We start from the raw sequence: 24108 nt of genomic DNA, 5'->3' as shown, positions 1-24108 counted from the left end.
CGTCCCGTGACGATCCTCCAAGAGGCCGCGCACGCGGCAACGCAGGCAGGCGCCGAGGGCGCGCACGGCGCCGCCTTCCACCCGGTCCTTCCCTGGGCGATCCTGGCGCTGCCGCTGCTCGGGTTCGTGATCAACGGCATCGTGGCGATCATCGCCGCGCGCCGCGCCCTTCCCGTGCTCCCCCCCGTGGGCGACCCGTACTGGGACGCGCACCACGACGAGCACGCCCACGCCCCCGCGCACCAGCCCGCCCTGGCGATGGCGGGCGCCGCGCCGAGCGAGCAGGAGGGGATGGACCACGGCACGCGCCCCAGCCCCGTGGACGCCGCGCACGACGTGCACCCGCACGGCCACGACGTGCACGGGCACGACGCACACGGGCATGACGCGCACGACGACCACGGGCACGCGCACGGCCCCAAGCCGTGGACGCACACCCTGCCGAGCATCGTTGCGCCGGGGGTGATGCTGCTGGCGTTCGCGCTGGCGGTGGTGAACTTCCTGAAGATGCAGGGCGCGCACGAGTTCGCCGCGACCGAGCTCTTCACCTGGATCCCCGCGGGCACGCTGAACGTCACGGCCGGGCTGCTGCTGGACCCGCTCTCCATCGTGATGACGCTGATCATCACGGGGGTGGGGTCGCTGATCCACATCTTCTCCGTCGGCTACATGAAGGAGGACCCCGGGTACCCGCGCTACATGGCGTACCTGAACCTCTTCGTCTTCTTCATGCTGGTGCTGGTGCTGGGGTCGTCGTATCCGCTGATGTTCGTGGGGTGGGAGGGGGTGGGGCTCGCGTCGTACCTGCTGATCGGCTTCTGGTTCAGCGAGCGCGCCAACGCCGCCGCCGGGATGAAGGCGTTCATCGCCAACCGCGTGGGCGACTTCGGCTTCCTGATGGCGATGTTCCTCCTTTTCGCGCACCTGGGGACGCTGGACTTCGCCGGGGTGTCGGCGGCGGCTCCAAAGGAATTCGTGTACGGCGGCGCCGTCGCCACGCTGGTCTGCCTCTTCTTCTTTTTGGGCGCCACCGGCAAGAGCGCGCAGATCCCGCTCTACATCTGGCTGCCGGACGCCATGGCCGGCCCCACGCCGGTCTCCGCGCTGATCCACGCGGCCACCATGGTGACGGCGGGCGTGTACCTGGTGGTGCGCTCCTCCGTGCTCTTTACGCTGGCGCCCGCGGCGTCGCTGGTGGTCGCCATCATCGGCGCGCTGACGGCGATATTCGCGGCCTCCATCGGCCTGAAGCAGTGGGACATCAAAAAGGTGCTGGCGTACTCCACCGTGTCGCAGCTCGGCTTCATGTTCGCGGCGGTGGGGATGGGCGCGTACGTGGCCGGCGTCTTCCACCTGATGACGCACGCCTTCTTCAAGGCGTGCCTCTTCCTGGGCTCGGGCGCGGTGATCCACGCCATGCACGCGGCGCTGCACCACACGCACAACCCGGCCGACGCGCAGGACATGCGCAACATGGGCGGGCTGCGGAAGTACCTGCCGGTCACCTTCATCACCATGGGGATCGCGACGCTGGCCATCGCCGGCGTGCCGCCCTTTGCGGGCTTCTTCTCCAAGGACGAGATCATCGGCGCCGCGTGGCTGGGCGCGGAGGGGGCATCGCCGCTGTCGCGCGCGGAGCTGTTCGGGATCTCGGGCGCCACCTGGATGGGCTTCATCGGCGGGACGCTCTCGATCGCGGCGTTCATGACTGCGTTCTACATGGGCCGCCTGATGATCTACACCTTCTTTGGCCGCTTCCGCGGCGGCGAGACGGAAGAGCGGCACCTGCACGAGGGCGACTGGACGCTGAGCCTGCCGCTGGTGGTGCTCGCCGCGCTCTCGCTGCTGGGCGGCTTCCTGAACGTGGAGGAAGAGGTGCCGATCGTCGGCCTCTTCAACTTCGACGGTGAGGGCGGGGCGCTGCACCGCTGGCTCCACCCGGTGATCGCCGGGTCCGAGGAGGTGGTGCGCGCCAACCTGCAGAACATCCCCGAGGCGCACCACGCGGCGTGGCCCATCATCCTGGCCATCGTCATCGGGCTGGGCGGGCTGGCGACGGCGTTCGTGCTGCTCGGCAAAAAGGTGCTGGGCAACGCGGAGACGGAGCCGTCGTACCGCAACGGAATGGAGCGCACGCTCTACAACAAGTGGTGGATCGACGAATTCTACGACCGCGCCGTGCTGGGGCCGGTGCGGGCGTCGGCGCGCTTCCTGGCGAGCTTCGACCGCCACGTGATCGACGGGCTGGTGGACTTCGCGGGGCGCACCTCGCAGGCACTCGGCCTCGTGTTCGGCAGGCTGCAGACGGGGCAGACCAACACCTACGCGTTCGTGCTCGTGCTGGGCGTGCTCCTTCTCCTCGGCGCCTTCGCGCTCTGACGCACCGGGAACGATGAACGATTTCTACCAGAGCCACTGGATCCTGACGTTCCTGATCGTCTTCCCCATGCTGGGCGCGCTGGCCGCGTACCTGGCCGGGGAGGGGAACGCGAAGCGGGTGGCCCTCGGGGCCGGGCTGATCGAGTTCGCGGTATCCATCCCGCTCTTCTTCACCTTCAATCCGGTCGGCTCGTGCCGGATGAGCGCGGCCCAAGCCCGCAACGGGATGGGGACGTGGATCGACCGCGTGGTGCCGATGAGCAACTGCGCGGACTTCACCTGGTTCCGGGAGTGGGGGATCCACTACCGGATCGGGATGGACGGCATCTCGCTCTTCATGGTGCTGCTCACCACCCTGCTGCTGCCGCTGATGGTGCTGGGGTCGTGGACGTACATCCGCGACCGCGAGCGCGGCTTCTACGCCTCGCTGCTGGCGCTGACCGGCGGGGTGGTGGGGGTGTTCGTGTCGCTGGACCTCTTCCTGTTCTACATGTTCTGGGAGATGGTGCTGATCCCCATGTACTTCCTCATCGGGATCTGGGGCGGCAAGGAGCGCATCTACGCGGCGGTCAAGTTCTTCCTCTACACGGCGGTCGGCTCGCTGCTGATGCTGGTGGCGATCCTGTACCTCTTCTGGCGCTTCAACGGCTCCAGCGGGGGGATGACGCCCAGCTTCTCGTACTTCGACTTCCTGACGCTGCAGCTCACCGGGGTGGAGCAGACGATGCTCTTCCTGGCGTTCGCGCTGGCGTTCGCGGTCAAGGTGCCGATCTTCCCCTTCCACACCTGGCTGCCGCACGCGCACGTGCAGGCGCCCACGGCGGGGTCGGTGGTGCTGGCGGGGGTGCTGCTCAAGATGGGGACGTACGGCTTCATCCGCTTCGCCCTGCCGCTTTTTCCGGACGTGGCGGACAGCGGTGGGGTGATCAAGTGGGCGATGGTGCTGGGGCTGGCGGGGATCATCTACGCCGCGCTGGTGGCGGCGGTGCAGCCCAACGCCAAGAAGCTGGTGGCGTACACCTCGGTGGCGCACCTGGGCTTCGTGATCCTGGGGATCTTCGCCTTCAACGTGCAGGGGATGCAGGGCGCGCTGCTGGTGATGATCGGCCACGGGCTCTCCACGCCGATGCTCTTCTTCCTGCTGGGGATGCTGTACGAGCGGCGCCACTCGTACGAGATCGCCGACTTCGGCGGGCTGGCGGCGTCGCTCCCGGTCTTCTCCATCATGCTGGTGTTCGCGGCCATGACCACCATCGGGCTTCCGGGCACGAGCGGCTTCGTGGGCGAGTTCCTGGTGCTGCTGGGCGCCTTCCGCAGCCAGCCGTGGGCCGCGCTGATCGGCGCCACCGGGGTGATCTTCGCGTCGTACTACATGCTGCCGATGGTGCAGAAGACCATCTTCAACGCGCTGGACCGGCCGGCCAACCGCCACGTGCCGGACCTCAACCGGCGCGAGCTGGCCATCCTCCTGCCGCTGGTGGTGCTGATCCTGTGGCTGGGGGTGTACCCGAAGCCGTTCCTGGACCGCATGGAGCCTTCCGCCCAGCGCGTTCTGGATCAGGTGGAAGACTCGCGGATGCCGCAGGGCTTCGGGGCCCCCGTCGCCGTCCAACCGTAGGGGAGAACCGCTTTCATGTTCGCTGACCTTTTCCGGTCGCTCGGGCGTCCGGACGTGCTGGACCTGGCCCGCCAGTCGCACTACTTCTGGGCGCTGCTCCCGGAGATCGTGCTGGCGCTGGGCGCCATGGGCGTGCTGATGGTGGACGTCTTCCAGAAGGGGAGCCGGTCGGAGCCGTCGCGCCCCAACGTGGCCTGGCTTACGCTGGCCACGCTGGCGCTGACGGCGGTGGCCAACCTGGCGCTGGTGGACGTGGCCGACCGATCGGACGTGGGGATGGTGGCGCTGGACAACTTCCGGATGATCACCAACTTCATCTACCTGGGGTCGGCGGCGCTCTCCATCTTCCTCTCCATGGGCTACCTGGACCGGCGCGGCATCAACCGCGGCGAGTTCCACGTGCTGGTGCTGTTCGCCACCCTGGGGATGATGCTGATGGGCGGCGCGCGCGACCTGATGCTCCTCTTCGTGGGGCTCGAGGTGATGTCGGTGGCCATCTACGTGCTGGTGGGCTTCGACCGGCTGGACCCGCGCTCGTCCGAGGGGTCGCTCAAGTACTTCCTGCTCGGCGCCTTCTCCAGCGCCTTCTTTTTGTACGGCCTGGCGCTGGTGTGGGGGACGGTGGGCACCACGAACCTGCGCGGGATCGGGCAGGCGGTGATCGGCGGGGCGGCTCCATTCGGCGGGATCTTCCTTGCCGGGATGGCGCTGACGATGGTGGGCTTCGCCTTCAAGGTGGCCGCCATGCCCTTCCACATGTGGACGCCGGACGCGTACGATGGCGCGCCCACCCCGATCACGGCGCTGATGTCGACGGGCGTGAAGGCGGCGGCTTTCGCGGCCTTCATCCGCATGTTCGTGATCGGCTTCGGCGGCGCGGCGGACGTGTGGCGCGAGCCGGTGTTCTGGCTGGCGGTCATCACCATGTTCGGCGCCAACCTGATCGCGCTCACCGAGGGGAGCGTCAAGCGGATGCTCGCCTACTCGTCGATCGCGCACGCCGGCTACCTGCTGGTCGCGCTGCTGGCCGTGTCGCCGGGCGGGGTGGCGGCGTTCCTGTTCTACCTCGTCGTCTACACCATCATGACGGTGGGGGCGTTCGGCATCGTGATCGCCAACTCGCGCGAGAACGGCGAGGAGCGGGTGGCGCTGGAGGACTGGGCGGGCTTCGCGTCGCAGAAGCCGCTGATGGCGGGGCTCTTCTCCATCTTCCTCCTCTCGCTGGCCGGCTTCCCGCTCACGGCGGGGTTCCTGGGGAAGCTGTACATCCTGCGCGCGGCGGTGGAGGCGCGGCTGGCCCCGGTGGCGGTGCTCCTGGTGCTGGCGTCGCTGATCTCGTACTTCTACTACCTGCGCGTGATCGTGGTGATGTACATGCGCCCCGCGCGCTCGGGCGACGACCACCGCCACGCCTGGCTCCCCGGCCCCACCCGCTGGGCGGTGACGCTGGCGGGAGTGGCGGTGATCCTCCTCTTCTTCCTGGGCTCCAAGCCGATGGGTTGGGCGATGAAGGGGGCCAATTCGCTGTGGAACCCGGTGCCCGGCGCCACCGTGGCCGAGGTGCAGCCGGGGACGCAGACGTCGTTGCGGTAAACGGATTCAGCGAGGTTCGGAACGGGGTGGAGGCCCGGCGGTGAGCGCCGGGCCTCCTGTTTGCAAGGGGAATGGAGTCATGGCGGATCGCGACGAGAACCAAGAGAAAGCGCGCCGGGAACGGCGGCGGGAACGTGGCCTGGATGCGGCGGGCGGCGAGAAGCCCTCGCGCGGCCGGCTGGGCCAGGCGGGGCGTGCCGCGGGGCTGACCGCCGCGGCGGCTCTGGCGGCGTACGGCGTCTTCCTGGTGGGCGCGGGAAGGTCGCGCCAGCGCCCCGTGACCGAGCTCCCCAACGCGCTGGGGATGCGGCTGGAGTACGTGCCCTGGGGCGACGTGCACTACGCCTTCTACAGCCGCGAGGGGGAGGGGAGGCCGCTGGTCTTCGTGCACTCCATCAACGCGGTCGCCTCGGCGCACGAGATGCGGCCCCTGGTCCGCGCGCTGGCCCGCGGCGACCGGCCGATCTTCGCGCTGGAGTGGGTGGGCTTCGGCCACAGTGACCGCCCGGAGATCATGTACACGCCGGACGTGCTGGAAGACCAGCTGGAGCACTTCCTGGAGCGCGTGGTGCGCCCCGCCGGCGGCGCGGACGTGATCGGCCTGTCGCTGGGCGCCACCTACGCCGCCGAGGTCGCCCGCCGCCGCCCTGACCTGGTGCGGTCGCTGGTCGCCCTGGAGCCCGCCGGCCTGGGCGACGATCCGGCCGAGGTGGGGCGCCTGCGGTCGAAGCTGGCCTTCATGCTCCCCGGCGTGCAGCGCGCCCTCTACGAGCGCCTCACCACGCCGGACCGCATCTTCGAGTTCGCGCGCGACCAGCTCTTCACCCCCGACTTCGGGGTGCCGGACGAGTTCGTGGAATACGCGGTGGAGACGGCGCGGGTGGAGGGCGCCGCCCGGCCGCTGGACGACGTGGTGAACGGCCGCCTCTTCGTAAAGGAGGCGATGGAAACGTACCTGCGCCTCCGCCAGCCGATCCTGGTGGTGCACGGCACCGCCGAGAGCCGCCGCACGGTGCAGATGAAGCGCCTCCCGGAGCTGGAGGAGCGTCCGAACGTGACGGTGGTCGGGCTGCCCACGGGGCCGCTCCCGCACTGGGAGCGCGCCGCCGAGGTGGCCGAGCGCGTCCGCCGCTTCTACGTGGAGCGGCTGGGCGACGCGGAGCCGGCCCAGGCCTGAGAGCGGCACAACCTGCCCCAAGGAGCTCGTGATGATGCTTTTCCGTGCCGCCCTCGTGGGCGCCCTGCTGCTCTCCGCCGCCTGCGGAGGGAGCGGTGAGGACGACGAGGCGAACGCGCCCGCCGCCGCGATCGACACCACCAACGAAGACCTGATGGACGGCACGTCCACGCAGCAGGTGCAGGCGGCCGCGAAGGCCATGTCGCCGGAGGAGGCGGCGCGGGCGGGCCTGGTGGACACCACGATCCACCTGGAGAACCTGTCCAGCTCGGACACCACTCCCCCCGGCGCCACGCTCCCCGGCGCGCCCAACCCCGGCGCCCCCGCGGCCGCGCGCGGCGACACCGCCGCACCGCTCCCGGAGACCAACCCGAACGCGCGGCCACCGGCGCGGCCGTAAACGACGGGCTCACGCGGAGGCGCGGAGACGCGGAGAGAGGCGCGGATGAGGGTTGTCCGCGCCTATTGGTTTGGGGCTGGGGGCGCCGGGGGAAACCCACCGGGGGCTAAAGCCCCCGGCTGGAACGGCGGGAAGGCGGCTGAAGCCGGCTCGTGCACGCCGGCATTGGACCCGGAGTCCGCGGAGGCGGACTTTGTGCTGTTGTTGCAGCGAGTTCACTCGCCCGGACCCCCCTGTTCCCATGAAGGCTTGCCGGTCCGGCCTGGTCCGGCTATTCTGCCCGGCTTCGGAGCCGCCGGGCGGCATCCGAAACGATCACCAGACGCTTGAGGAGATGCGCGCGTGAAGAGCATCGTGTGCGTGAAGCGCGTCCCGGACACCGAGGCGCGCCTTCGCATTGCGGGCGACGGGGGGACCGTCGACCCTGCGGGAATGAAGTTCGTGCTGAATCCGTACGACGAGTTCGCCGTCGAAGCCGCCCTGAAGCACAAGGAGGGAGCGGGCTCCGGCGAAGTGACGGTAATGACGGTGGGCGGCGCCGAATCGGCCGAGACGCTGCGCACCGCGCTGGCGATGGGCGCCGACAACGCCGTCCTCCTCAAGGCCGCCGGCGGCCTCGAAGGGCTCGCCGTGGCCCGCGCTCTGGCCGACGAGGTGAAGGGGCGCGAGTACGACCTCCTCCTCTTCGGCCTGCGCGCCGTGGACGACGACCTCCAGGCCGTCGGGCCCATGACCGCCGAGCTGCTGGGCATCCCCGTGACGAGCGCCGTCACGCAGTTCGAGGTGCAGGACGGCAAGGTGGTGGCGCAGCGCGAGATCGAGGGCGGCACGGAGGTGGTGGAGCTGCGCATGCCGTGCGCGCTCACCCTCACCAAGGGCGCCTACGAGCCGCGGTATGCGTCGCTCAAGGGAATCATGGCGGCCAAGAAGAAGCCGCTCGAGGAGAAGCCCGCCGCCACCGGCGACACCGCCGTCGCCGCGCAGCAGCTCTCCTATCCGGCTGAGCGCAAGGCCGGCCGCATCGTGGGCCAGGGCGCCGACGCCGTGCCCGAGCTGATGCGGCTGCTTCGCGAAGAGGCCAAGGTACTGTAAGGGGAATGGGGAAGTGGGGAATGGGGAATGGTAGCTGCCTGGTTTTTACCATTCCCCAGTCCCCAATCCCCATTCCCCATCACCTGCAACGGAACTGACGATCCATGGCAATATTCGCGTTCGCGGAGACGCGCGAGGGGGAGCTGCGCAAGGTGGCGCAGGAGGTGGTGACCGCCGCCCGCACCCTCGCGGACGGGCTGGGCACCGAGGTGGTCGCCGCCGTGCTGGGGAAGCCCGGCACCTCCGGCGTGGCCGCCGATCTGGGCCGCTACGGCGCGGACCGCGTGCTGGCCGGCGAGAGCGAGTCGTTCGACAAGTACCACCCCGAGGCGTTCACCACGGTGATCGCGAGCTACCTCAAGGAGAACGGGTGCGAGGCCGCCCTCTTCCCGGCCACCTCGCTGGGCCGTGACCTGGCCCCGCGCGTCGCCGCGCGCATGGGCGTCGAGTACCTCAGCGAGGTCACCTCGCTCGAAGTGGAGGGCGGGCAGGTGGTCGCCACGCGGCCCAAGTACGCGGGCAAGCTGAACGCCCGCGTCACCGTCACGGGCAAGCCCGCGGTGCTGGCGCTGCGCCCCAACTCCTTCAACCCGGCCGAGAACGCGAAGGCCGGCACGGTGGAGCCGCTCGCCGTCTCGCTGGAGGGCGCGGACTTCGGCGTCATCGTCCGCGAGATCCGCGCGGCGGCGGGGGAGAAGATGGACGTGGCCGAGGCGCCGGTGATCGTGGCCGGCGGGCGCGGGCTGGGAAGCGCCGAGAACTTCAAGATCCTCGAAGATCTCGCCGACGCCTTCCACGGCCGTGCCACCGTCGGCGCGTCGCGCGCCGTGGTGGACGCCGGGTGGCGCCCCCACGCCGAGCAGGTGGGGCAGACCGGGAAGACCGTGTCGCCGACGCTGTACTTCGCCGTCGGCATCTCGGGCGCCATCCAGCACCTGGCCGGCATGCGCTCGTCGCGTTACATCGTGGCGATCAACAAGGACCCCGAGGCCCCCATCTTCAAGGTGGCCGACTACGGCATCGTGGGCGACCTCAACCAGATCATCCCCCGCCTCGCCGAAGAGGTCCGCAAGGTCGTCGGCTGAGATCTTCAAGCCGCATCGTGGACCCCGAGGCCCGGAGAGGATATATCCTCTCCGGGCCTCTGTCTCTGCGCCGATCCCTGTAGGGGCGCGATTCATCGCGCCCGTGTCACGGGCCTGCACCGTACCCGGCGTTCTCGAGCCGGCTTCAGCCGCCTTCCCGTGGTTCCAGCCGGGGGATTCATCCCCCGGTGTTCGGGTGCCGGCGTTCCTTGCAACGTCAAACCGTCACCGCCCCCACCCTCGCGCCGCGCCACGCCCCCGCGTTATCATCCCCCGTAGGCCCGTACCCGATCCTCCATCATGGAGCGCGCTTGAACGATCCGCGTCCTGCCCGCAACACATGGATCGCGCCGGTGGCACTGGCGGTGGCGGTGCTGTCGCTGCTTATGAACGCGGTGCTCCTGTCGCGGCTGCGGCATCCGGAGCGGCTCGCGGCGCCCGCGGTGGGGAGGATGGTGGAACGGCTCGGAAAGTCGGAGGCGAGCATCAAGTACCAGGTCCGTGTGCCGTCGGGAACGCCGCTCCACTTCGACGTACCGTTCGACCAGACGTACAACATCAAGCTGAACACCACCTTTCCCATCAACACCACCGTGAACGTGCCGCTGCGGGGCCCGCTGGGCACCTACATGGTCCGCCTTCCGATCAACACCCGCATCCCGATCCGGACGGACATGCCCGTGCGGCTGCGCGACACCTTTCGCGTGCGCACGCAGACGCAGACGGAGTACGTGATCCCGCTGGAGATCCGCGTCCGCGACCTGCCGCTGGACGAGCTTCGCAAGTCGCTGGAGCCATGAACCGCCCCCTCGCCCTCGCCGCGCTCCTGGCCCTCGCCGGCTGCGGGGCCGAGCCCCGCCCCGAGCCCGCCCGCACCGCCGCCCTCCCGCCGGAGGCGCCGGCCGCACACGCCTGGCGCGCCAACCCGTCGTCCGCCCGCATCGCGCGCGCGGGCGACACGCTGGTGGTGGAAACGGCCGCGCACGCGGTGATGTGGGAGGAGGACGCGCCCGAGCTGGAGCCGCCGTACGAAGTGCGCGCCACCATCCGCAAGCGGAGCGGGCGCCTGCACGAAGGCACGGGGCTCGTGCTGGGCGGCACGGGCCTCGACGGGCCAGAGGCGGGGCAGGTCTACACCTACTTCCTCACCCGCGGCGACGGCAGCTTCCTGGTGAAGCGCCGCCAGGGCGCACAGACGCCCATCGTGCGCGACTGGACGCGCCACCCCGCCATCCGCCGCGACGCCGAGGGCGGTGGGCGCCCCAACCAGCTCGCGGTGCAGGTGGGCGCCGAAGAGGCCGTCTTCCTCGTGAACGGCAAGGAAGTCGCGCGCGTTCCCGCCGCCGAGCTGGCCCTGCGCGGCCGCGCCGGCCTCCGCGCCGCGCACGACGTCCAGATCGAGGTGACTGGCTTCCGCGCCGGGCCCATGCATCCATAGCTTCACACAGAGACACAGAGGCGTACGGAAAGAACAGCAGAAGAAGTTCTCTGCGCCTTGTAGTTCCCTCTGTGCCCTCTGTGTGAGGCTGTTCAGGGGCTTGACCACGCGCGGCAATCAGGGTTACGCTTGAAAGGAAGCCACAGAGAACCTGACGGAAGAATGATGACGCACGCACTTCGCACTCGCCGAGTTACCGGCCCCCGGATCCGTTCCGGGGCGCGGAGGGCCTGCGCGCGCGTCTGAAACGACGCGTTGCCGCCTGCGCGCGGCGTGGCCCCGTGCCCGCCTCCCGGACCGATCCGGGGGGCGGTTTCGTTTTCCCGGAGCCGGGCACCCCGCCCGGCCCACGAAACGAGAGCACACAGGTGCCATCATGCGCGAAACAACAGGGAGTCCCGAAGCCGGCGGTCGCTTGACCCATCCCGGCGCGGCGGGTAAGATTGGCCCTTCTTCACGAGAGACCCACACGGGGTCCGAAGCCCCGTTTTTCCTATCGGAGACGAGGGGAATGGCCGAGCCGCTCCCGCCGCAGTACAACCCGCAGGAAACCGAGGCCGAGCTCTACCGCTGGTGGGAAGAGCAGGGCTTCTTCCGCGCGGACGCCGGGAGCGGGGACGAGCCGTACGTCATCCCAATCCCGCCGCCCAACGTGACGGCCGTGCTCCACATGGGGCACGGGCTCAACAACACCATCCAGGACCTCCTCACCCGCTGGCGGCGGATGCAGGGGAGGAACGCGCTCTGGATCCCCGGCACCGACCACGCCGGCATCGCCACGCAAAACGTGGTGGAGCGCATCCTCGCGAAAGAGGGGAAGACGCGCTACGACCTGGGCCGCGACCTCTTCGTGGACCGGGTGTGGGCGTTCGTGCGCGAGACGGGGGGCACCATCCTCCAGCAGCTCCGCGCCATCGGCTCCTCGGCGGACTGGGAGCGCACGCGCTTCACGCTCGACCCATCGCTGTCGAAGGCGGTGCGCGAGGTGTTCGTGCGCCTGCACGAGAAGGGGCTGGTGTACCGCGGCCACCGCATCATCCACTGGTGCCCGCGCTGCCTCACCGCGCTCTCGGACGAGGAAGCGGAGCCGGAGGAGAAGCAGGGGAAGATCTGGCACCTGCGCTACCCCGTGGCCGAGGGCGTGGACGGCGGATCGCTGCCGCGCCTCCCGGACGGCCGCGCGTACCTGGTGGTGGCCACCACGCGCCCGGAGACGATGCTGGGTGACACCGGCGTGGCCGTGAACCCGTCCGACGAGCGCTATGCGGGGATCGTGGGGAAGGAGCTCGACCTTCCCCTCACCAGCCGCCGCATCCCCGTGGTGGCGGACGACTACGCGGACCCGGAGTTCGGCTCGGGGGCGGTGAAGATCACGCCGGCCCACGACGCCAACGACTTCGACGTGTCGCAGCGCACCGGCCTCCCAGCGCTGGACGTGATGACTCCGGAGGCGTCCATGAGTGACGCCGTGCCGGAGCCATTCCGCGGGCTGGACCGCTACGACGCGCGCCGCGCCGTGGTGGCGGCGTTCGAGGAGCTGGGGCTGCTGGAAAAGGTGGAGGACCACACCCTCTCCGTGCCGCACTGCTACCGGTGCGACACGGTGGTGGAGCCGCGCCTTTCCGACCAGTGGTGGGTGCGGATGAAGCCGCTCGCCGACCCCGCGCTCCAGGCGTGGCGCGACGGGCGCGTGCGCTTCACGCCGGAGCGCTACGGGCGCACCTACGAGTACTGGCTGGAGAACATCCGCGACTGGTGCATCAGCCGCCAGCTCTGGTGGGGGCACCGCATCCCCGTGTGGTACTGCGGCTGCGGCGAGATGATCGTGGCCCGCGAGGACCCCACGGCCTGCACGAAGTGCGGAAGCACGGAGCTGGAGCAGGACACGGACGTGCTGGATACCTGGTTCTCGAGTTGGTTGTGGCCCTTTTCCACGCTGGGATGGCCAGAGGATACGGCGGACCTGCGTACGTTCTACCCGAACCACACGCTGGTGTCCGGGCACGACATCCTGTTCTTCTGGATCGCCCGGATGATCATGGCGGGGCTGGAGTTCATGGGCGAGGTGCCCTTCCGCGACGTGTACCTCACCGGGATGGTGAGGGACCACCTGGGGCGGAAGATGAGCAAGTCGCTCGGCAACGGCGTGAACCCGCTGGACGTGGTGGCGCGCTTCGGGGCCGATGCGCTGCGCTACACCATGATCACCGGCGCGGCGGCGGGGATGGACCAGGGGGTGAACCCCGACAACCTGGAAGAGTCGTTCGGGCCGGCGCGCAACTTCGCCAACAAGCTGTGGAACGCGGGGCGCTTCGCCCTGATGAACCTGGGCGACGGCGAGCGCGTGCCCCTCGCCGAGGTGCAGGACGACCTGGAGTTGGCGGACCGCTGGATCCTGTCGCGCCTGTCGAAGGCGGTGCGCGAGACGACGGAATCGCTGGAGAAGTTCAGGCTGCAGGACGCGGCGCTGCGCGGCTACCAGTTCTTCTGGGGCGAGCTGGCGGACTGGTACCTGGAAGCGGCCAAGCCCCGCCTGCGCGGCGACCTGGGCGAGGCCAGCCAGCGCACCGCCCGCGCCGTGCTGGCGGAAGCGCTGGACGGCGCGCTTCGCCTCCTCCACCCGGTGATGCCGTACATCACCGAGGCGGTGTGGCAGAAGCTGCCGCGCGCGGCCGGCGACGGGCCCGCGCTGATCGTGGCGCCCTGGCCCACCCCGGGCGCCGAGGACGCGGCGGCGGAGGCCGGCTTCGCGGAGGTGCAGGAGGCGATCGGCGCCATCCGCAACATCCGCGCGGAGTACGGGATTGCGCCGGGCACCCGCATCCTGCTGCGCATCCCGGCCGCGGGCGGCGCGGCCCGCGCCGCCATTGAGGGGAGCGCCCGCGCCCTGCTGGACCTGGCGCGCGTGGAGACGGTGGAGTGGGGTGCCATGGACGGCGAGGTGGGCGCGAACGCCGTTCTGCGCTCTGGCACCGAGCTCTTCGTGCCGCTGGCCGGCGTGATCGACCTGGACAAGGAGCGCGCCCGCCTGCGTACCGAGTGCGGCCGGCTGGACGGGCTGATCTCGGGCACCGAGAAGAAGCTGGGGAACGAGAGCTTCGTGGCCCGCGCCCCCGCCGAGGTAGTGGAGAAGGAGCGCGAAAAGGTGGCGGCGTTCCGCGAGCAGCGGGCGAAGCTGGCCGACAAGCTCGCGGCGCTGGAGGGGGGCTCGTGAAGCGCCTGTGGATGTGCGCGGCGCTGCTGGCGGCGGCGTGCGCGCACATTGAGGCGCCCACCGGCGGCGACGAGGACAAGGTGGGGCCGCAGCTCCTCACCACGCGGCCGGACACCTTTGCCCGCGCCCCCAACCTGCGCACGCCCGCCGTCTTCGTCTTCGACGAGGGGCTGTCGGAGGAGCGGCTGGAGGAGGCGATCTCGGTGTCGCCTCGCACCAGCGCCGTCGCGGTGGACAAGAACGGCGGCGAGCTGCGCGTCTCGCTGCGCCGCGGCTGGGAGCCAAACCGCATCTACCAGGTGGTGATCGACTCCACGGTTCAGGATCGTTTCAATAACCGCATCCAGGAGCCGATCCGGCTGGTCTTCTCCACCGGCCCGGAAATCCCGGAGACGTTCCTGTCCGGCACGGTGCTGGAGCGGCAGACGGCGCAGCCCGCGAAGGGTGTGCGCGTGGAGGCGATCCTGCGCCCCGATTCGCTCGTCTACGCCACCCGGACGGACGAGGCGGGGACCTTTGCCTTCGCGCAGATCCCCGCGGGGGAGTACCAGGTGCGCGCCTTCAGCGACCCCAACGCCAACCGGTCGCTGGAGCCCTTCGAGTCGCGCGACACCACGGTCGCGCGGGTGGCGGTGGGCGCGCAACCCTCGGTGGAGCTCAGCATCGTGGCGCCCGACACCTCCGCCCCCCGGGCGCTGGAGGCCACGGGCGCCGACTCGGCGATCGCGGTTCGCTTCGACGATTTCCTGGATCCGGCGCAACGTATCGCGACCACGCAGGTGCGACTCCTGGCGCCGGACAGCACGCCGGTGCGCATCGCATCGGTGTCGATCGGCGCGCCCACGGACGTCCCCGCGGCCGCCCCCGACACGGCTCGCGCCCCCGTCGCGGGCGACACGGCGCGGCGAGGGGCGCCGGCCGCCGCGCGCGGGCCGGTGCCCTCGCGCACCATCACCGTGCGTGTAACAGGTGCGCTGCGGCCGGACGCGCAGTACACGATCCGCGTGGAGGGTGTGCGCAACCTGGTGGGGCTGGCGGGCGGGGGCGAGCTTCGCCTGCGCACGCCCCGCGCGGCTCCGGCCCCGCAGCCCGCCGCCACGCCGCCGGCCTCGACGACGCCACCGGCGACCACGCCTCCGGCACGGCCCGCGAATCCGGCTCCGGCTCGTCCCTGAGCCGCCGTCTCTCATCTCCCCAACGGGAACATCGCCATGACCGAATCGTCGCCCCTCTCGGGGCTGCTCGCAGGGAAGAAGGGGCTGATCATCGGGGTCGCCAACCAGAACTCCATCGCCTGGGGGTGCGCGCGCGCGCTGGCGGGGGCGGGGATGGAGCTGGCCTTCACCTACCAGGGCGAGATCATGCGCGACCGCGTCACCCGCACGGTGTCCGAGCTGGGCGACGTCCCGCTGATGGACCTGGACGTGCGCGACGAGGCGCAGGTGGCCGCCGTCTTCGGCACGCTCAAGGAGCGGTGGGGGCAGCTCGACTTCCTCCTGCACTCCGTCGCCTTCGCCCCCAAGGCCGCGATGGCGAACCCGTTCATCGAGACGCAGCGCGACGACTTCCTCGCGGCGCACGAGATCTCCGCCTACTCGCTGGTCGCCCTCTCGCGCGCGGCCTCGGCGATGATGCCGGAGGGCGGGAGCATCGTCACCATGACCTACTACGGGTCGCAGAAGGCGGTGCCAGGGTACAACGTCATGGGCGTGGCGAAGGCGGCGCTGGAGGCGTGCGTGCGCTACCTGGCGATCGACCTGGGGCAGCGCGGCATCCGCATCAACGCCGTCTCGGCCGGCGCCATCAACACGCTGGCGGCGCGCGGCGTGGCCCACTTCCGCGACCTGATGCGGATCACCGCCGAGCGCTCGCCGCTGAAGCGCACGGTGGAGCCGGACGAGGTGGGGAACGCCGCCCTCTTCCTGGCCTCGCACCTCTCCTCTGGGATGACGGGCGAGACGATGTACGTGGACGCCGGCTTCAACATCACCGCGGGTTGAAGCCACCGGTCTTCCTGGACCGCGACGGCACGCTGATCGCCGACCGCCACTACCTGTCGGACCCCGCCGGTGTGGAGATCCTCCCCGGCGCCGCGGAGGCGGTGGCGCGGCTGAACGGGGCGGGGCACCCCGTCTTCCTGGTGACCAACCAGTCCGGAATCGGGCGGGGATACTTCACCGAAGCGCAGTACCGCGCCGTGCACGCGCGGCTGGTGGAGCTCCTGACCGGCGCCGGCGCGCGGCTGGACGGCGAGTACCACGCCCCGCACGCCCCCGGCGACCCAGACCCCGAGGCGCTGCGCAAGCCCGGCGCGGGGATGTTCCTGCGCGCCGCGCGCGAGCACGGCCTTGAGCTGGCGGGCGCCTTCTTCGTCGGCGACCGCTTGCGCGACGTGGCCCCGGCGGAGCGGTTCGGCGGCACGGCCATCCTCGTCCGTGGCCCCGAGACGGATGCGGAGACGCCCCCGCACGTCCAGATCGTGGAGTCGCTTGTGGAAGCGGTGGAGCGGATACTGGCGCTGTCGCGGGGTTGACGGTCTGATTATCTTGGTCCCAACCCCTTTCGGCGCCGCGGACCGAAACCTGCGACGCGCAAAAGGGTAACAAGTGACCGATGCGGCGGGAGTCGTTCAGCCCGCGACACACCATACACTGCGGGGGCAGCGATGCAGACCGATAACGCGACCGCGAACGTAGTTACAGAGACCGCCACCAGCCCCGTCACGGTGACCCCGACGGCGGTCACCGAGGTTCGCCGCTACATGGAGGAGCAGGGTGCCACCGAGTCCGCTGGGCTCCGCGTGGGCGTGCTTCCGGGCGGGTGCTCGGGATTCCAGTACGGCCTCAACATCGAGGACGAAGCGGGCGAGGACGACATGGTCCTGGAGTCGAACGGGGTGCGGCTCTTCGTGGACCCGTTCAGCCTCCAGTACCTGGCTGGCGTGGAGATCGACTTCGTCTCCACCTTCCAGGGCTCCGGCTTCACCTTCAACAACCCGAACGCCAGCGGCGGCTGCGGCTGCGGCAGCTCGTTCACGGTGTGAGGGCCCCCACCCCCCGCCCCCTCCCCCGCCTGCGGGGGCGCAGGGCGGGTGAGGGGGAGAACTGCACCGATTACGGTCCACACGCAAGAACGCCCGGCCTCCTCGCGAAGGCCGGGCGTTCTTGCATCGTGGGGCGCCGCTACGGGTTGTGGCGGCCGGGCTTCTTGCGGCGGACCATCTCGACGTAGCCGTTGTTCGGGTTGCCGCCGTTGCGAAGGATCTGGTCCACCCGCTCGGGGCCGCGGTTGTAGGCGAGGAGTGCCAGGTTCACGTTGCCGTCGTACCTGACGATTAGCGTCCTCAGGTAGCGGAAGCCGATGCGCAGGTTGGTGTCGCGGTCGTACAGGTTGTGCCGCGTGGTGCCGTTCACCCGGAAATACTTCGCGGTGGACGGCATCAATTGCGTGAGGCCCACGGCGCCCACGCTGCTCTTCGCGCGGTGGTTGAACTCGCTCTCGGCGCGCACCAGGCCGAACGCCAGGTCCGGCTCGATGTCCTCCGAGCGCGCGATCTCCTCGATGCGCGCCGCCATGTCGGCCGGAATCGCGTAGCGGGCCGAATAGTTGACCGTGCGCCGGAGCTTCTCCAGTTCCGCCGTCTGCAGGTCCTTGATGCCGGCGGGCGCCGGGTCCACCATCGCGCGGATGACGGAGCCGGTTGCGTCGCTGCTGCTGGCGGTGCGCGCGCCCATCACGAACGCGGCGATCACCACCAGCCCACCTAAGACTGCACTGCGCAACACCGGGAACAGCTCCAGGCGGGGCTGCTTCCGGGACTCGATGTCGTTCTGAAGCCTCAACAGGAGAGACTGCATGCCAGCCTCCGGGGGTTCTGGTTCTCAGCGTGCGGGGAAGCGCCGTGCCAGGGCTAAGCCCCGGCCGCCGCCGTCCAGACCCCGCTCTGCCCCCCTTCTTTGTGCAGCAAACGTACCTCCACGATGGCCATTCCCCGGTCCATTCCTTTACACATATCGTAAACGGTGAGAAGCGCGCAGCTTACCGCTGTGAGCGCTTCCATCTCCACGCCGGTCTTGCCCTCGGTGCGCGTGGTCGCCGTCGCGCGCAGTCCGGGGAGCGCGTGGTCCACCTCCAGCACCACCCCCACGGAGGTGAGTGGGAGGGGGTGGCAGAGGGGGATCAGGTCCGCGGTGCGCTTCGCCCCCATGATCCCCGCGATCTCCGCGACGGTGAGGACGGCGCCCTTGGCCGCGCGTCCCTCCACCACCGCCTCCAACGTCGCGGGCGCCATGCGGATGCACCCCTCGGCCACCGCCGTCCGCCGCGTCACCTTCTTGTCCCCTACGTCCACCATGCGGGGCCGCCCCTGCTCGTCCAGGTGTGTGAATCCGCTCTCGCCGCTCATCGCATTCTCCTGATCTTGCTGGTGTGGCACCGGTGCCTCTCCCCTGCGTCCCAACGACACGCGGCGCCCCGTCCGATGAGGACCGGGGCGCCGCGCAAGTGTCCTGTGCTCGAATTTGCTCGGGCCCCCCTGGCGAGTGAACTCGCTGCGACAACAGCACAAAGTCCGCCTGCGCGGACTCCGGGTCCAATCTCGCGTCTCTCGAGCCCACTTCAGTGGGCTTCCCGTCGTTCCAGCCGGGGGATTCATCCCCCGGTGATGCGGCACAGGCGTTTGGTGCCCTGGTTCGGCGCCCCCTCACCCCGCCCGCAGCAGATCCGCCCGAATCCCCCGCAGCAGATCGGCGACGATGAGCTGCGGGTTGACGTTGCCGGAGGCCAGGTCGCGGGCCTCCTGCACGCGCATCAACGCCGAGGCCACGCCCTCCGCCTCCACGCGGCCACGGGTGACGATGCCGTTGAGGAGCGCGGCGTCGTCCGTGTAGGCGAGGGCGTCGGGGGCACCGGCGGCGACGGCCATCAGGTCGCGGAGCCAGAGAGAGAGCGCCTCCAGGGTGCCCGTGAACTCGCCGCGCGCGCCGGCGGGGGCGACGGCGTTGGCCGCCGCCAGGCGGTCCGCGGCCGAGGTGGAGGTGGCGGCCTGGAGCAGCGACCGTCCCGCCTCGCGCTGGCGCTGGAGGACACCGGCGCCGCCCGCCCCGGGGAGGAGCCGGAGCGCCTTGCCGATCGCCCCCGCCGAGATCCCCGCCACGCGCTCCGCATCCGCGCGAGGCATCCCCTTCTCGCGCTCCAGGAAGTCCGCCACCATCTCCGCGGGGAGCGGCACCAGGCGCACCGGCAGGACGCGCGAGCGGATGGTGGGGAGGAGCGCGCCGGGGTTGGAGGAGGTCAGGATCAGCGTGGTGTCCGCCGGGGGCTCCTCCAGCAGCTTCAGGAAGGCGTTGGCTGCTTCCGGCGACGACTCCTGCGGCACCATCGCCTCCGCGTCGCCCACCACGAACACCTTGCGCGACCCCATCGCCGGGCGCACGCTGGCGAAGCGCTGCAGGTTCTGGATCGTCCCCATGAAGTACGCCGGGGCGCGGTCGTACGCGGGGACGTGGAACGGGTCCGCGCGGCGGGAGGCCAGCTCCACCCCACGCGACTCCTCCAGCTTCTCGCGCAGCTTCTCCGGCGTAGCTGCGTCGGGGCGGGGGAGAGGGAAGAACCAGTGCACGTCCGGGTGCTCCAGCCGCGGCACCATCCGGCAGCTCTGGCATCGCCCGCACGCCAGTCCGTCCGGCGCCGGCGCCTCGCACATGATCTGCTGCGCCAGCCAGAGCCCCACACGCTGCTTTCCGACGCCGGAGGGGCCGTGGAAGAGGAGCGACTGAGCCAGCGTCCCGGCGCGCACGGCCGCCACGAGCACGCCGCGCACGTCCTCGTGGCCGTATACGGGTGTGAGCGCCATCAGCGCGCCTGCCCCCGCAGCCAGGTGAGCGGATCCACCGCCTGCCCACCCGGCGCGCGGATCTGGAACTCGATGTGCGCCCCCTCCGGCGTGTGCTCGCCGCCCACGGTGCCCACCACCTGGCCCCTGGCGATGGTGGCGCCCTGCTGCACTTGCACCTGCTTCAGGTACAGGTAGAGCGAGTAGTATCCGCCGCCGTGGCTCACGACGACCGTCGGGCCGTAGCCCTCAAAGGGCGCGGCCATCTCCACGGTGCCGCCCTCCACCGCGCGCACCGGCGAGCCCGGCGCCGCGCCGATCCCCACGCCGTTGTAGCGAATCGCGGTGCCGTTGGGCTGCGTCACGCGTCCGAAGCGGTAGACCAGGCGCCCCCCCACCGGCCACGCGAGGTTGCCGACGTCCGCCGTGGTCATGGTGGACGCGGGGGCGCGCACCGGCGCCGCGGCGGGGGGAGCCGGTCGGCCCGCGGCGGCGGCGCGGGTGCGCGCGGCGGCCGCGGCGGCCACCCGGTCGCGCTCGCGGCGCTCGGCCTCGCGGCGGCGGGCCTCCAGCGTGGCGATGAGGCCGGTCAGCCGGCGCTCGTCACGCGCCAGCTCGGCGAGCTGGGCGGTGGTGGAGCGCTCGTGCTTCTGGAGGACGTTGAGCGTCTCGCCCCGCTCGCCCTGCAGGCTGCGGAGCTGCTGGTGCTCGTCGCTGCGCTCGTTCTGCAGGTACTGGATGTCAGAGTAGCTGCGCCGCAGCTCCTGCTCGCGCAGGGTGAGCTGGCGCGAAAGCTCCTCCACCTCCTGCACCAGCCCCCGGTCGCGCTGGGCCACGAGGTGCAGGTACTTGTAGCGGTTGAGGAGGTCCGCGAACGAGCGCGACGAGAGGAGGACCTCCGCCGCGTGCAGCGGGCCGCGCTTGTACAGGTCGCGCAGGCGGCGGTTGAGGAGCGACTTCTTCTCCGCCAGCCGCATCTGCGTGGTGGTCAGCTCGGCGGTGGTGGCGTCGATCTTCTTCTGCGTCTCGTTGAGCTGCAGGTTCAGCTCGCCAACGAGGCTGGCCGAGACGGTGGCCTGGCGGCGGATGATGTTGAGCTCCGCGTTGACGTCGTGCACCTGCCCGCGTATGCGCTGCAGCTCGCCGCGCAACTCCTGGCGCTCGCGGCGGATCTCCTGGAGGCGGCGCTGGCTCTCCGAGATCTCCTGCTGCGGGGCGCGCTGCTGCGCGATCGCGGCGAGGGGGAGGGCGACGGCCAGCAGGAGCGCGGCAGCGGCGCGGGCGGGGCGCACCGTCAGACCGCCTCCAGGTGGCGGCGCACCGCCACGATGCTGCTCAGGAAGCCGAACACCGTCCCCGCCACCACCACTCCTACGATCCACTCCGAGGGGAGCCACTTGAGGGCGAAGAGGTAGCGGTTCAGCGCCGCGAAGGCGACCCAGGTGAGCGCCGCGGCCGCGATGCCGCCCAGCAGCCCGGTGATGATCCCCTCCAGCACGAACGGGCGCTGCACGAAGCCGTCAGTGGCGCCCACCAGGCGCATGATGGAGATCTCTTCGCGCCGCGCGAAGACCGCGATGCGGATGGCGGTGGCGATGATGATCCCCGCCACCAGCGCGAACGCCCCGCCAATGGCCGTGGCCGCCGCGCCGAAGAGGCGGCGGATGGTGTAGATCTTCTCCACCCATCCGTCGCCGAAGTCCACCTCTTCCACGAAGGCGTACGCCTGCAGCCGCTTCGCCACGCGGGACACCGCCTGGGGCGAGCTCTGGCCGGGGCGCAGCCGCACCTCCAGCGACGCGGGGAGCGGGTTGCTCTCCAGGTCGGTGAAGACGTCGCGGAACTCCTTCATCTCCTCCATCGCGGTGGCCAGCGCCTCCGTCTTGGTGACGTAGCGCAGCTCCTGGACTTCGGGGAGGCGGCGCAGCTCGTCCTGCGCTCCCTGCAGCTGGAGGGCGGTGGCATCGTCGCGGAGGTAGCCCACCACCTCCACCTTGTTCTCCACCTCGCGCACGGCCTGCGAGATGTTGAAGGCGGTGAGGCCGAAAAGCCCGACGATGAAGAGCGAAAAGGCGATCGCCACCACCGACAGCATCGTCAGCAGCGGCGTGCGGCGGAAGGCGGCGAGCGCCTCGCGTAGCGCGTACGACATGGGGTTCAGGCCTGCTGGGGTTCGCGTGCCGCGGGGGTGGGGGCGCTGTCGTAGACGACGGCGCCCTGGCTGAGCTCGATCACCCGGTACTGCGGGTGGGCGCGCACCAGGTCCAGGTCATGGGTGGCCATCAGGACGGTCATCCCCATCGAGTTGATCTCGCGGAAGATCTCGAAGACGCCCTTGGCCGCCCACTCGTCCAGGTTCCCGGTCGGCTCGTCGGCGAGGAGAAGCAGGGGCTCGTTCACCAGGGCGCGCGCGATGGCCACGCGCTGGCGCTCGCCGCCGGAGAGCTCGTCCGGATACGCGCGCGCCTTGTGCGCCAGCCCCACCTGCGTGAGCACGCGGTGGGCGAGCGGCGCGATCGCGCTGCGCTTCTTTCCGGTGACCTCAAGCGCGAAGGCGACGTTCTCCTCGGCGGTGCGGTCGCGCAGGAGTCGGAAGTCCTGGAAGACGACGCCCATCTTGCGGCGCAGCATGGGGATGTCGCGCTGGCGGATGAGCTTGGACGAGAAGCCGGAGACGCGCACCTCGCCACTCGACGGCATCTCGGCCATCTGGATGAGGCGCATGACGGTGCTCTTCCCCGCGCCGGAGTGGCCGGTGAGGAAGACGAGCTCTCCCTTGCGGACGTGGAACGACACGTCCCGGAGCGCGGCGCCAGAGCGCGCGTACTCCTTGGATACGGATGAAAGCCTGATCACGGGAGGACCGGGGCACTGCTGGAGGGAACTGTCGGTGTGGGTCCAACTTAGCCGGGTTTTGCGCCGCTGTCAAACGGTTTGGCACATGCGAACGGCCAGCAGCACGGCCTCGCGCATGGACGACCCGTCGGCGATTCCCCTTCCCGCGATGTCCAGCGCCGTGCCGTGGTCCGGCGAGGTGCGGGGGAAGGGAAGGCCCAGGGTGACGTTGACCCCGCTGCCGAACGCCGCCGTCTTGAACGCCGCCATCCCCACGTCGTGGTACGGCGCGATCACCGCGTCGAACTCGCCGCGGACGGCGCGGGTGAACACCGTGTCGGCCGGAACCGGTCCGAACGCCTTCACGCCGCGCTCCGCCAGCATCCTGAGCGCCGGCTCAACGATCCGCTCCTCCTCGTCCCCAAAGAGCCCGCCATCCGACGCGTGCGGATTGATGGCGCACAGGGCCACGCGCGGCTCCGCGATGCCCCAGTGGTCGCGCAGGGCGCGGTGCGTGAGCTCCGCCTGCCGCACCAGCAGCCCTGCGGAGAGCGCGGCGGGGACGTCGCGCAACGCCAGGTGCGTGGTGGCGAGGACCACGCGCAACGGCCCGCCGAGCGCCGTCCGCTCCGCCGCCATCATCATCGCCACTTCGGAGACGCCGGCGAGGTCGCGCAGCATCTCGGTGTGCCCCGGGTAGCGCCACCCGCCGGCGTGGAAGGCGGACTTGTCGATGGGCGCGGTGACCACGGCGTCCACTTCCCCCGCCAACGCCATCTCCGTGGCCCGCCTGATCGCCTCCCCCGCGATCCGCCCCGCCGCCGCGACGCCATCTTCCACCGCCCACCGCCCGACCGCGACGTCTTCCGCCCCGCTCAGCAGGTGCTCCGGCCCCACGCGCACGTACTCCGCCGCCGCGGCGGCCTCCGGGTCCGCGAGCGCCGCCGCGACCACCTCCGGCCCGATCCCGCGCGGATCTCCCAGCGTCACGGCGATACGGGGGCGTTTCATCATGCGTCTTCGTGCGTTCGGGTTGGGCAACCGCGCCTCACACAGAGACACAGAGGGAACAGCAAGAACAGCAAAGGACCCCGTGCGGGTCCTCTGTGCCCTTGTCCGTTCCCTCTGCGGCTCTGTGTGAGATTGCTTTTCAGAATGCGAGCTCGTCCTTGGTGCGCTCGTCGCTCAGGACCTTGTAGAGGTCGCGGGCGGCGGCCTTGGAGACGCTCTTGCCGGGGAGGGCCACAAGCTCCACCTGCAGCGTGCGGCGCGGATAGCGGATGGTGATCCGCCGGCCCGGGAGCACGGTGTCGCTGGGGCGCGCGTTGCGGCCGTCCAGCGACACGGCGCCCGCCTCGCACGCCGTCTTCGCCTCGCTGCGGCTCTTCGTAAGGCAGAGCCGGTGAAGGAGGACGTCTACACGGAGCGCTTCGTCCGCCATCGC

The 24108-nt window shown here is 70.6% G+C and carries 22 protein-coding genes; 14 read left to right on the top strand and 8 right to left on the bottom strand.

From position 1 onward, the window contains the following. The first annotated feature begins 6 nt into the window (after nucleotides 1-6). From nuoL to erpA, 14 genes are all read left to right on the top strand, one after another. Nucleotides 7-2379, top strand: a complete 2373-nt coding sequence (nuoL, locus tag VF584_18035; GenBank protein HEX8212081.1) for an NADH-quinone oxidoreductase subunit L — start codon at nucleotides 7-9, stop codon at nucleotides 2377-2379. 13 nt (nucleotides 2380-2392) lie between these two features. Further along, a complete protein-coding gene (locus VF584_18030; GenBank protein ID HEX8212080.1) occupies nucleotides 2393-3997 on the top strand; it encodes an NADH-quinone oxidoreductase subunit M in 1605 nt (534 codons plus the stop codon). Between the two features lie 15 nt (nucleotides 3998-4012). Then, on the top strand, nucleotides 4013-5590 hold the full coding sequence (locus tag VF584_18025; GenBank protein ID HEX8212079.1) for an NADH-quinone oxidoreductase subunit N: 1578 nt from the start codon (nucleotides 4013-4015) through the stop codon (nucleotides 5588-5590). Nucleotides 5591-5669: 79 nt separating this feature from the next. Beyond that, entirely contained in the window at nucleotides 5670-6767 is a 1098-nt protein-coding gene (locus VF584_18020) for an alpha/beta hydrolase (GenBank protein HEX8212078.1), read from the top strand. 31 nt (nucleotides 6768-6798) lie between these two features. After that, nucleotides 6799-7167 (top strand): hypothetical protein, encoded by a 369-nt coding sequence (locus tag VF584_18015; protein ID HEX8212077.1) that lies wholly within the window; start codon nucleotides 6799-6801, stop codon nucleotides 7165-7167. A 342-nt stretch (nucleotides 7168-7509) separates the two neighbouring features. Further along, nucleotides 7510-8259, top strand: coding sequence for an electron transfer flavoprotein subunit beta/FixA family protein (locus VF584_18010; protein ID HEX8212076.1), 750 nt, complete (start codon nucleotides 7510-7512; stop codon nucleotides 8257-8259). A gap of 104 nt (nucleotides 8260-8363) precedes the next feature. Next, nucleotides 8364-9344: an electron transfer flavoprotein subunit alpha/FixB family protein gene (locus tag VF584_18005; protein ID HEX8212075.1), complete on the top strand. Its 981-nt coding sequence runs from the start codon at nucleotides 8364-8366 to the stop codon at nucleotides 9342-9344. A 311-nt stretch (nucleotides 9345-9655) separates the two neighbouring features. After that, the gene (locus VF584_18000) at nucleotides 9656-10144 is read left to right on the top strand and encodes a hypothetical protein (GenBank protein HEX8212074.1); all 489 of its coding nucleotides are present in this window, start codon (nucleotides 9656-9658) and stop codon (nucleotides 10142-10144) included. Then, nucleotides 10141-10782, top strand: a complete 642-nt coding sequence (locus VF584_17995) for a hypothetical protein (GenBank protein HEX8212073.1) — start codon at nucleotides 10141-10143, stop codon at nucleotides 10780-10782. The genes VF584_18000 and VF584_17995 overlap by 4 nt, the downstream gene beginning before the upstream one ends. Nucleotides 10783-11293: 511 nt before the next feature. Then, nucleotides 11294-13996: a valine--tRNA ligase gene (locus tag VF584_17990; GenBank protein ID HEX8212072.1), complete on the top strand. Its 2703-nt coding sequence runs from the start codon at nucleotides 11294-11296 to the stop codon at nucleotides 13994-13996. Further along, nucleotides 13993-15171: a carboxypeptidase-like regulatory domain-containing protein gene (locus VF584_17985; GenBank protein ID HEX8212071.1), complete on the top strand. Its 1179-nt coding sequence runs from the start codon at nucleotides 13993-13995 to the stop codon at nucleotides 15169-15171. Before VF584_17990 ends, VF584_17985 begins: the two co-directional genes overlap by 4 nt. 36 nt (nucleotides 15172-15207) lie before the next feature. Continuing rightward, on the top strand, nucleotides 15208-15996 hold the full coding sequence (locus VF584_17980; GenBank protein HEX8212070.1) for an enoyl-ACP reductase: 789 nt from the start codon (nucleotides 15208-15210) through the stop codon (nucleotides 15994-15996). Then, a complete protein-coding gene (locus VF584_17975) occupies nucleotides 15993-16529 on the top strand; it encodes an HAD family hydrolase (GenBank protein HEX8212069.1) in 537 nt (178 codons plus the stop codon). Before VF584_17980 ends, VF584_17975 begins: the two co-directional genes overlap by 4 nt. 132 nt (nucleotides 16530-16661) lie before the next feature. Beyond that, complete coding sequence (erpA, locus tag VF584_17970; protein HEX8212068.1) at nucleotides 16662-17039, top strand: iron-sulfur cluster insertion protein ErpA; 378 nt, start codon at nucleotides 16662-16664, stop codon at nucleotides 17037-17039. A gap of 139 nt (nucleotides 17040-17178) precedes the next feature. Here the strand turns inward: erpA and VF584_17965 are convergent, their stop codons facing one another. From VF584_17965 to VF584_17930, 8 genes are all read right to left on the bottom strand, one after another. Next, a complete protein-coding gene (locus VF584_17965) occupies nucleotides 17179-17853 on the bottom strand; it encodes a transglycosylase SLT domain-containing protein (protein ID HEX8212067.1) in 675 nt (224 codons plus the stop codon). Nucleotides 17854-17906: 53 nt separating this feature from the next. After that, nucleotides 17907-18401, bottom strand: coding sequence for a cyclic pyranopterin monophosphate synthase MoaC (moaC, locus tag VF584_17960; protein ID HEX8212066.1), 495 nt, complete (start codon nucleotides 18399-18401; stop codon nucleotides 17907-17909). Nucleotides 18402-18698: 297 nt separating this feature from the next. Further along, complete coding sequence (locus tag VF584_17955) at nucleotides 18699-19850, bottom strand: hypothetical protein (GenBank protein HEX8212065.1); 1152 nt, start codon at nucleotides 19848-19850, stop codon at nucleotides 18699-18701. Further along, complete coding sequence (locus VF584_17950; protein HEX8212064.1) at nucleotides 19850-21121, bottom strand: peptidoglycan DD-metalloendopeptidase family protein; 1272 nt, start codon at nucleotides 21119-21121, stop codon at nucleotides 19850-19852. The genes VF584_17955 and VF584_17950 overlap by 1 nt, the downstream gene beginning before the upstream one ends. 2 nt (nucleotides 21122-21123) lie before the next feature. Beyond that, nucleotides 21124-21981 carry a permease-like cell division protein FtsX gene (locus VF584_17945; GenBank protein HEX8212063.1) on the bottom strand — a complete coding sequence of 286 codons (858 nt, stop codon included), beginning with the start codon at nucleotides 21979-21981 and terminating at the stop codon, nucleotides 21124-21126. A 5-nt stretch (nucleotides 21982-21986) separates the two neighbouring features. After that, on the bottom strand, nucleotides 21987-22685 hold the full coding sequence (gene ftsE / locus VF584_17940) for a cell division ATP-binding protein FtsE (protein ID HEX8212062.1): 699 nt from the start codon (nucleotides 22683-22685) through the stop codon (nucleotides 21987-21989). A 69-nt stretch (nucleotides 22686-22754) separates the two neighbouring features. After that, nucleotides 22755-23678: a 4-hydroxythreonine-4-phosphate dehydrogenase PdxA gene (gene pdxA, locus VF584_17935; protein ID HEX8212061.1), complete on the bottom strand. Its 924-nt coding sequence runs from the start codon at nucleotides 23676-23678 to the stop codon at nucleotides 22755-22757. Between the two features lie 136 nt (nucleotides 23679-23814). After that, nucleotides 23815-24105, bottom strand: coding sequence for a S4 domain-containing protein (locus tag VF584_17930; GenBank protein ID HEX8212060.1), 291 nt, complete (start codon nucleotides 24103-24105; stop codon nucleotides 23815-23817). Nucleotides 24106-24108 lie beyond the last annotated feature (3 nt).

Source organism: Longimicrobium sp. (genome assembly GCA_036389135.1).
In the GTDB taxonomy this organism is placed as follows: Bacteria; Gemmatimonadota; Gemmatimonadetes; order Longimicrobiales; family Longimicrobiaceae; genus Longimicrobium.
The sequence above is the reverse complement of the archived record's forward strand: the minus strand, read 5'-3'. Positions and strand labels throughout refer to the sequence as shown.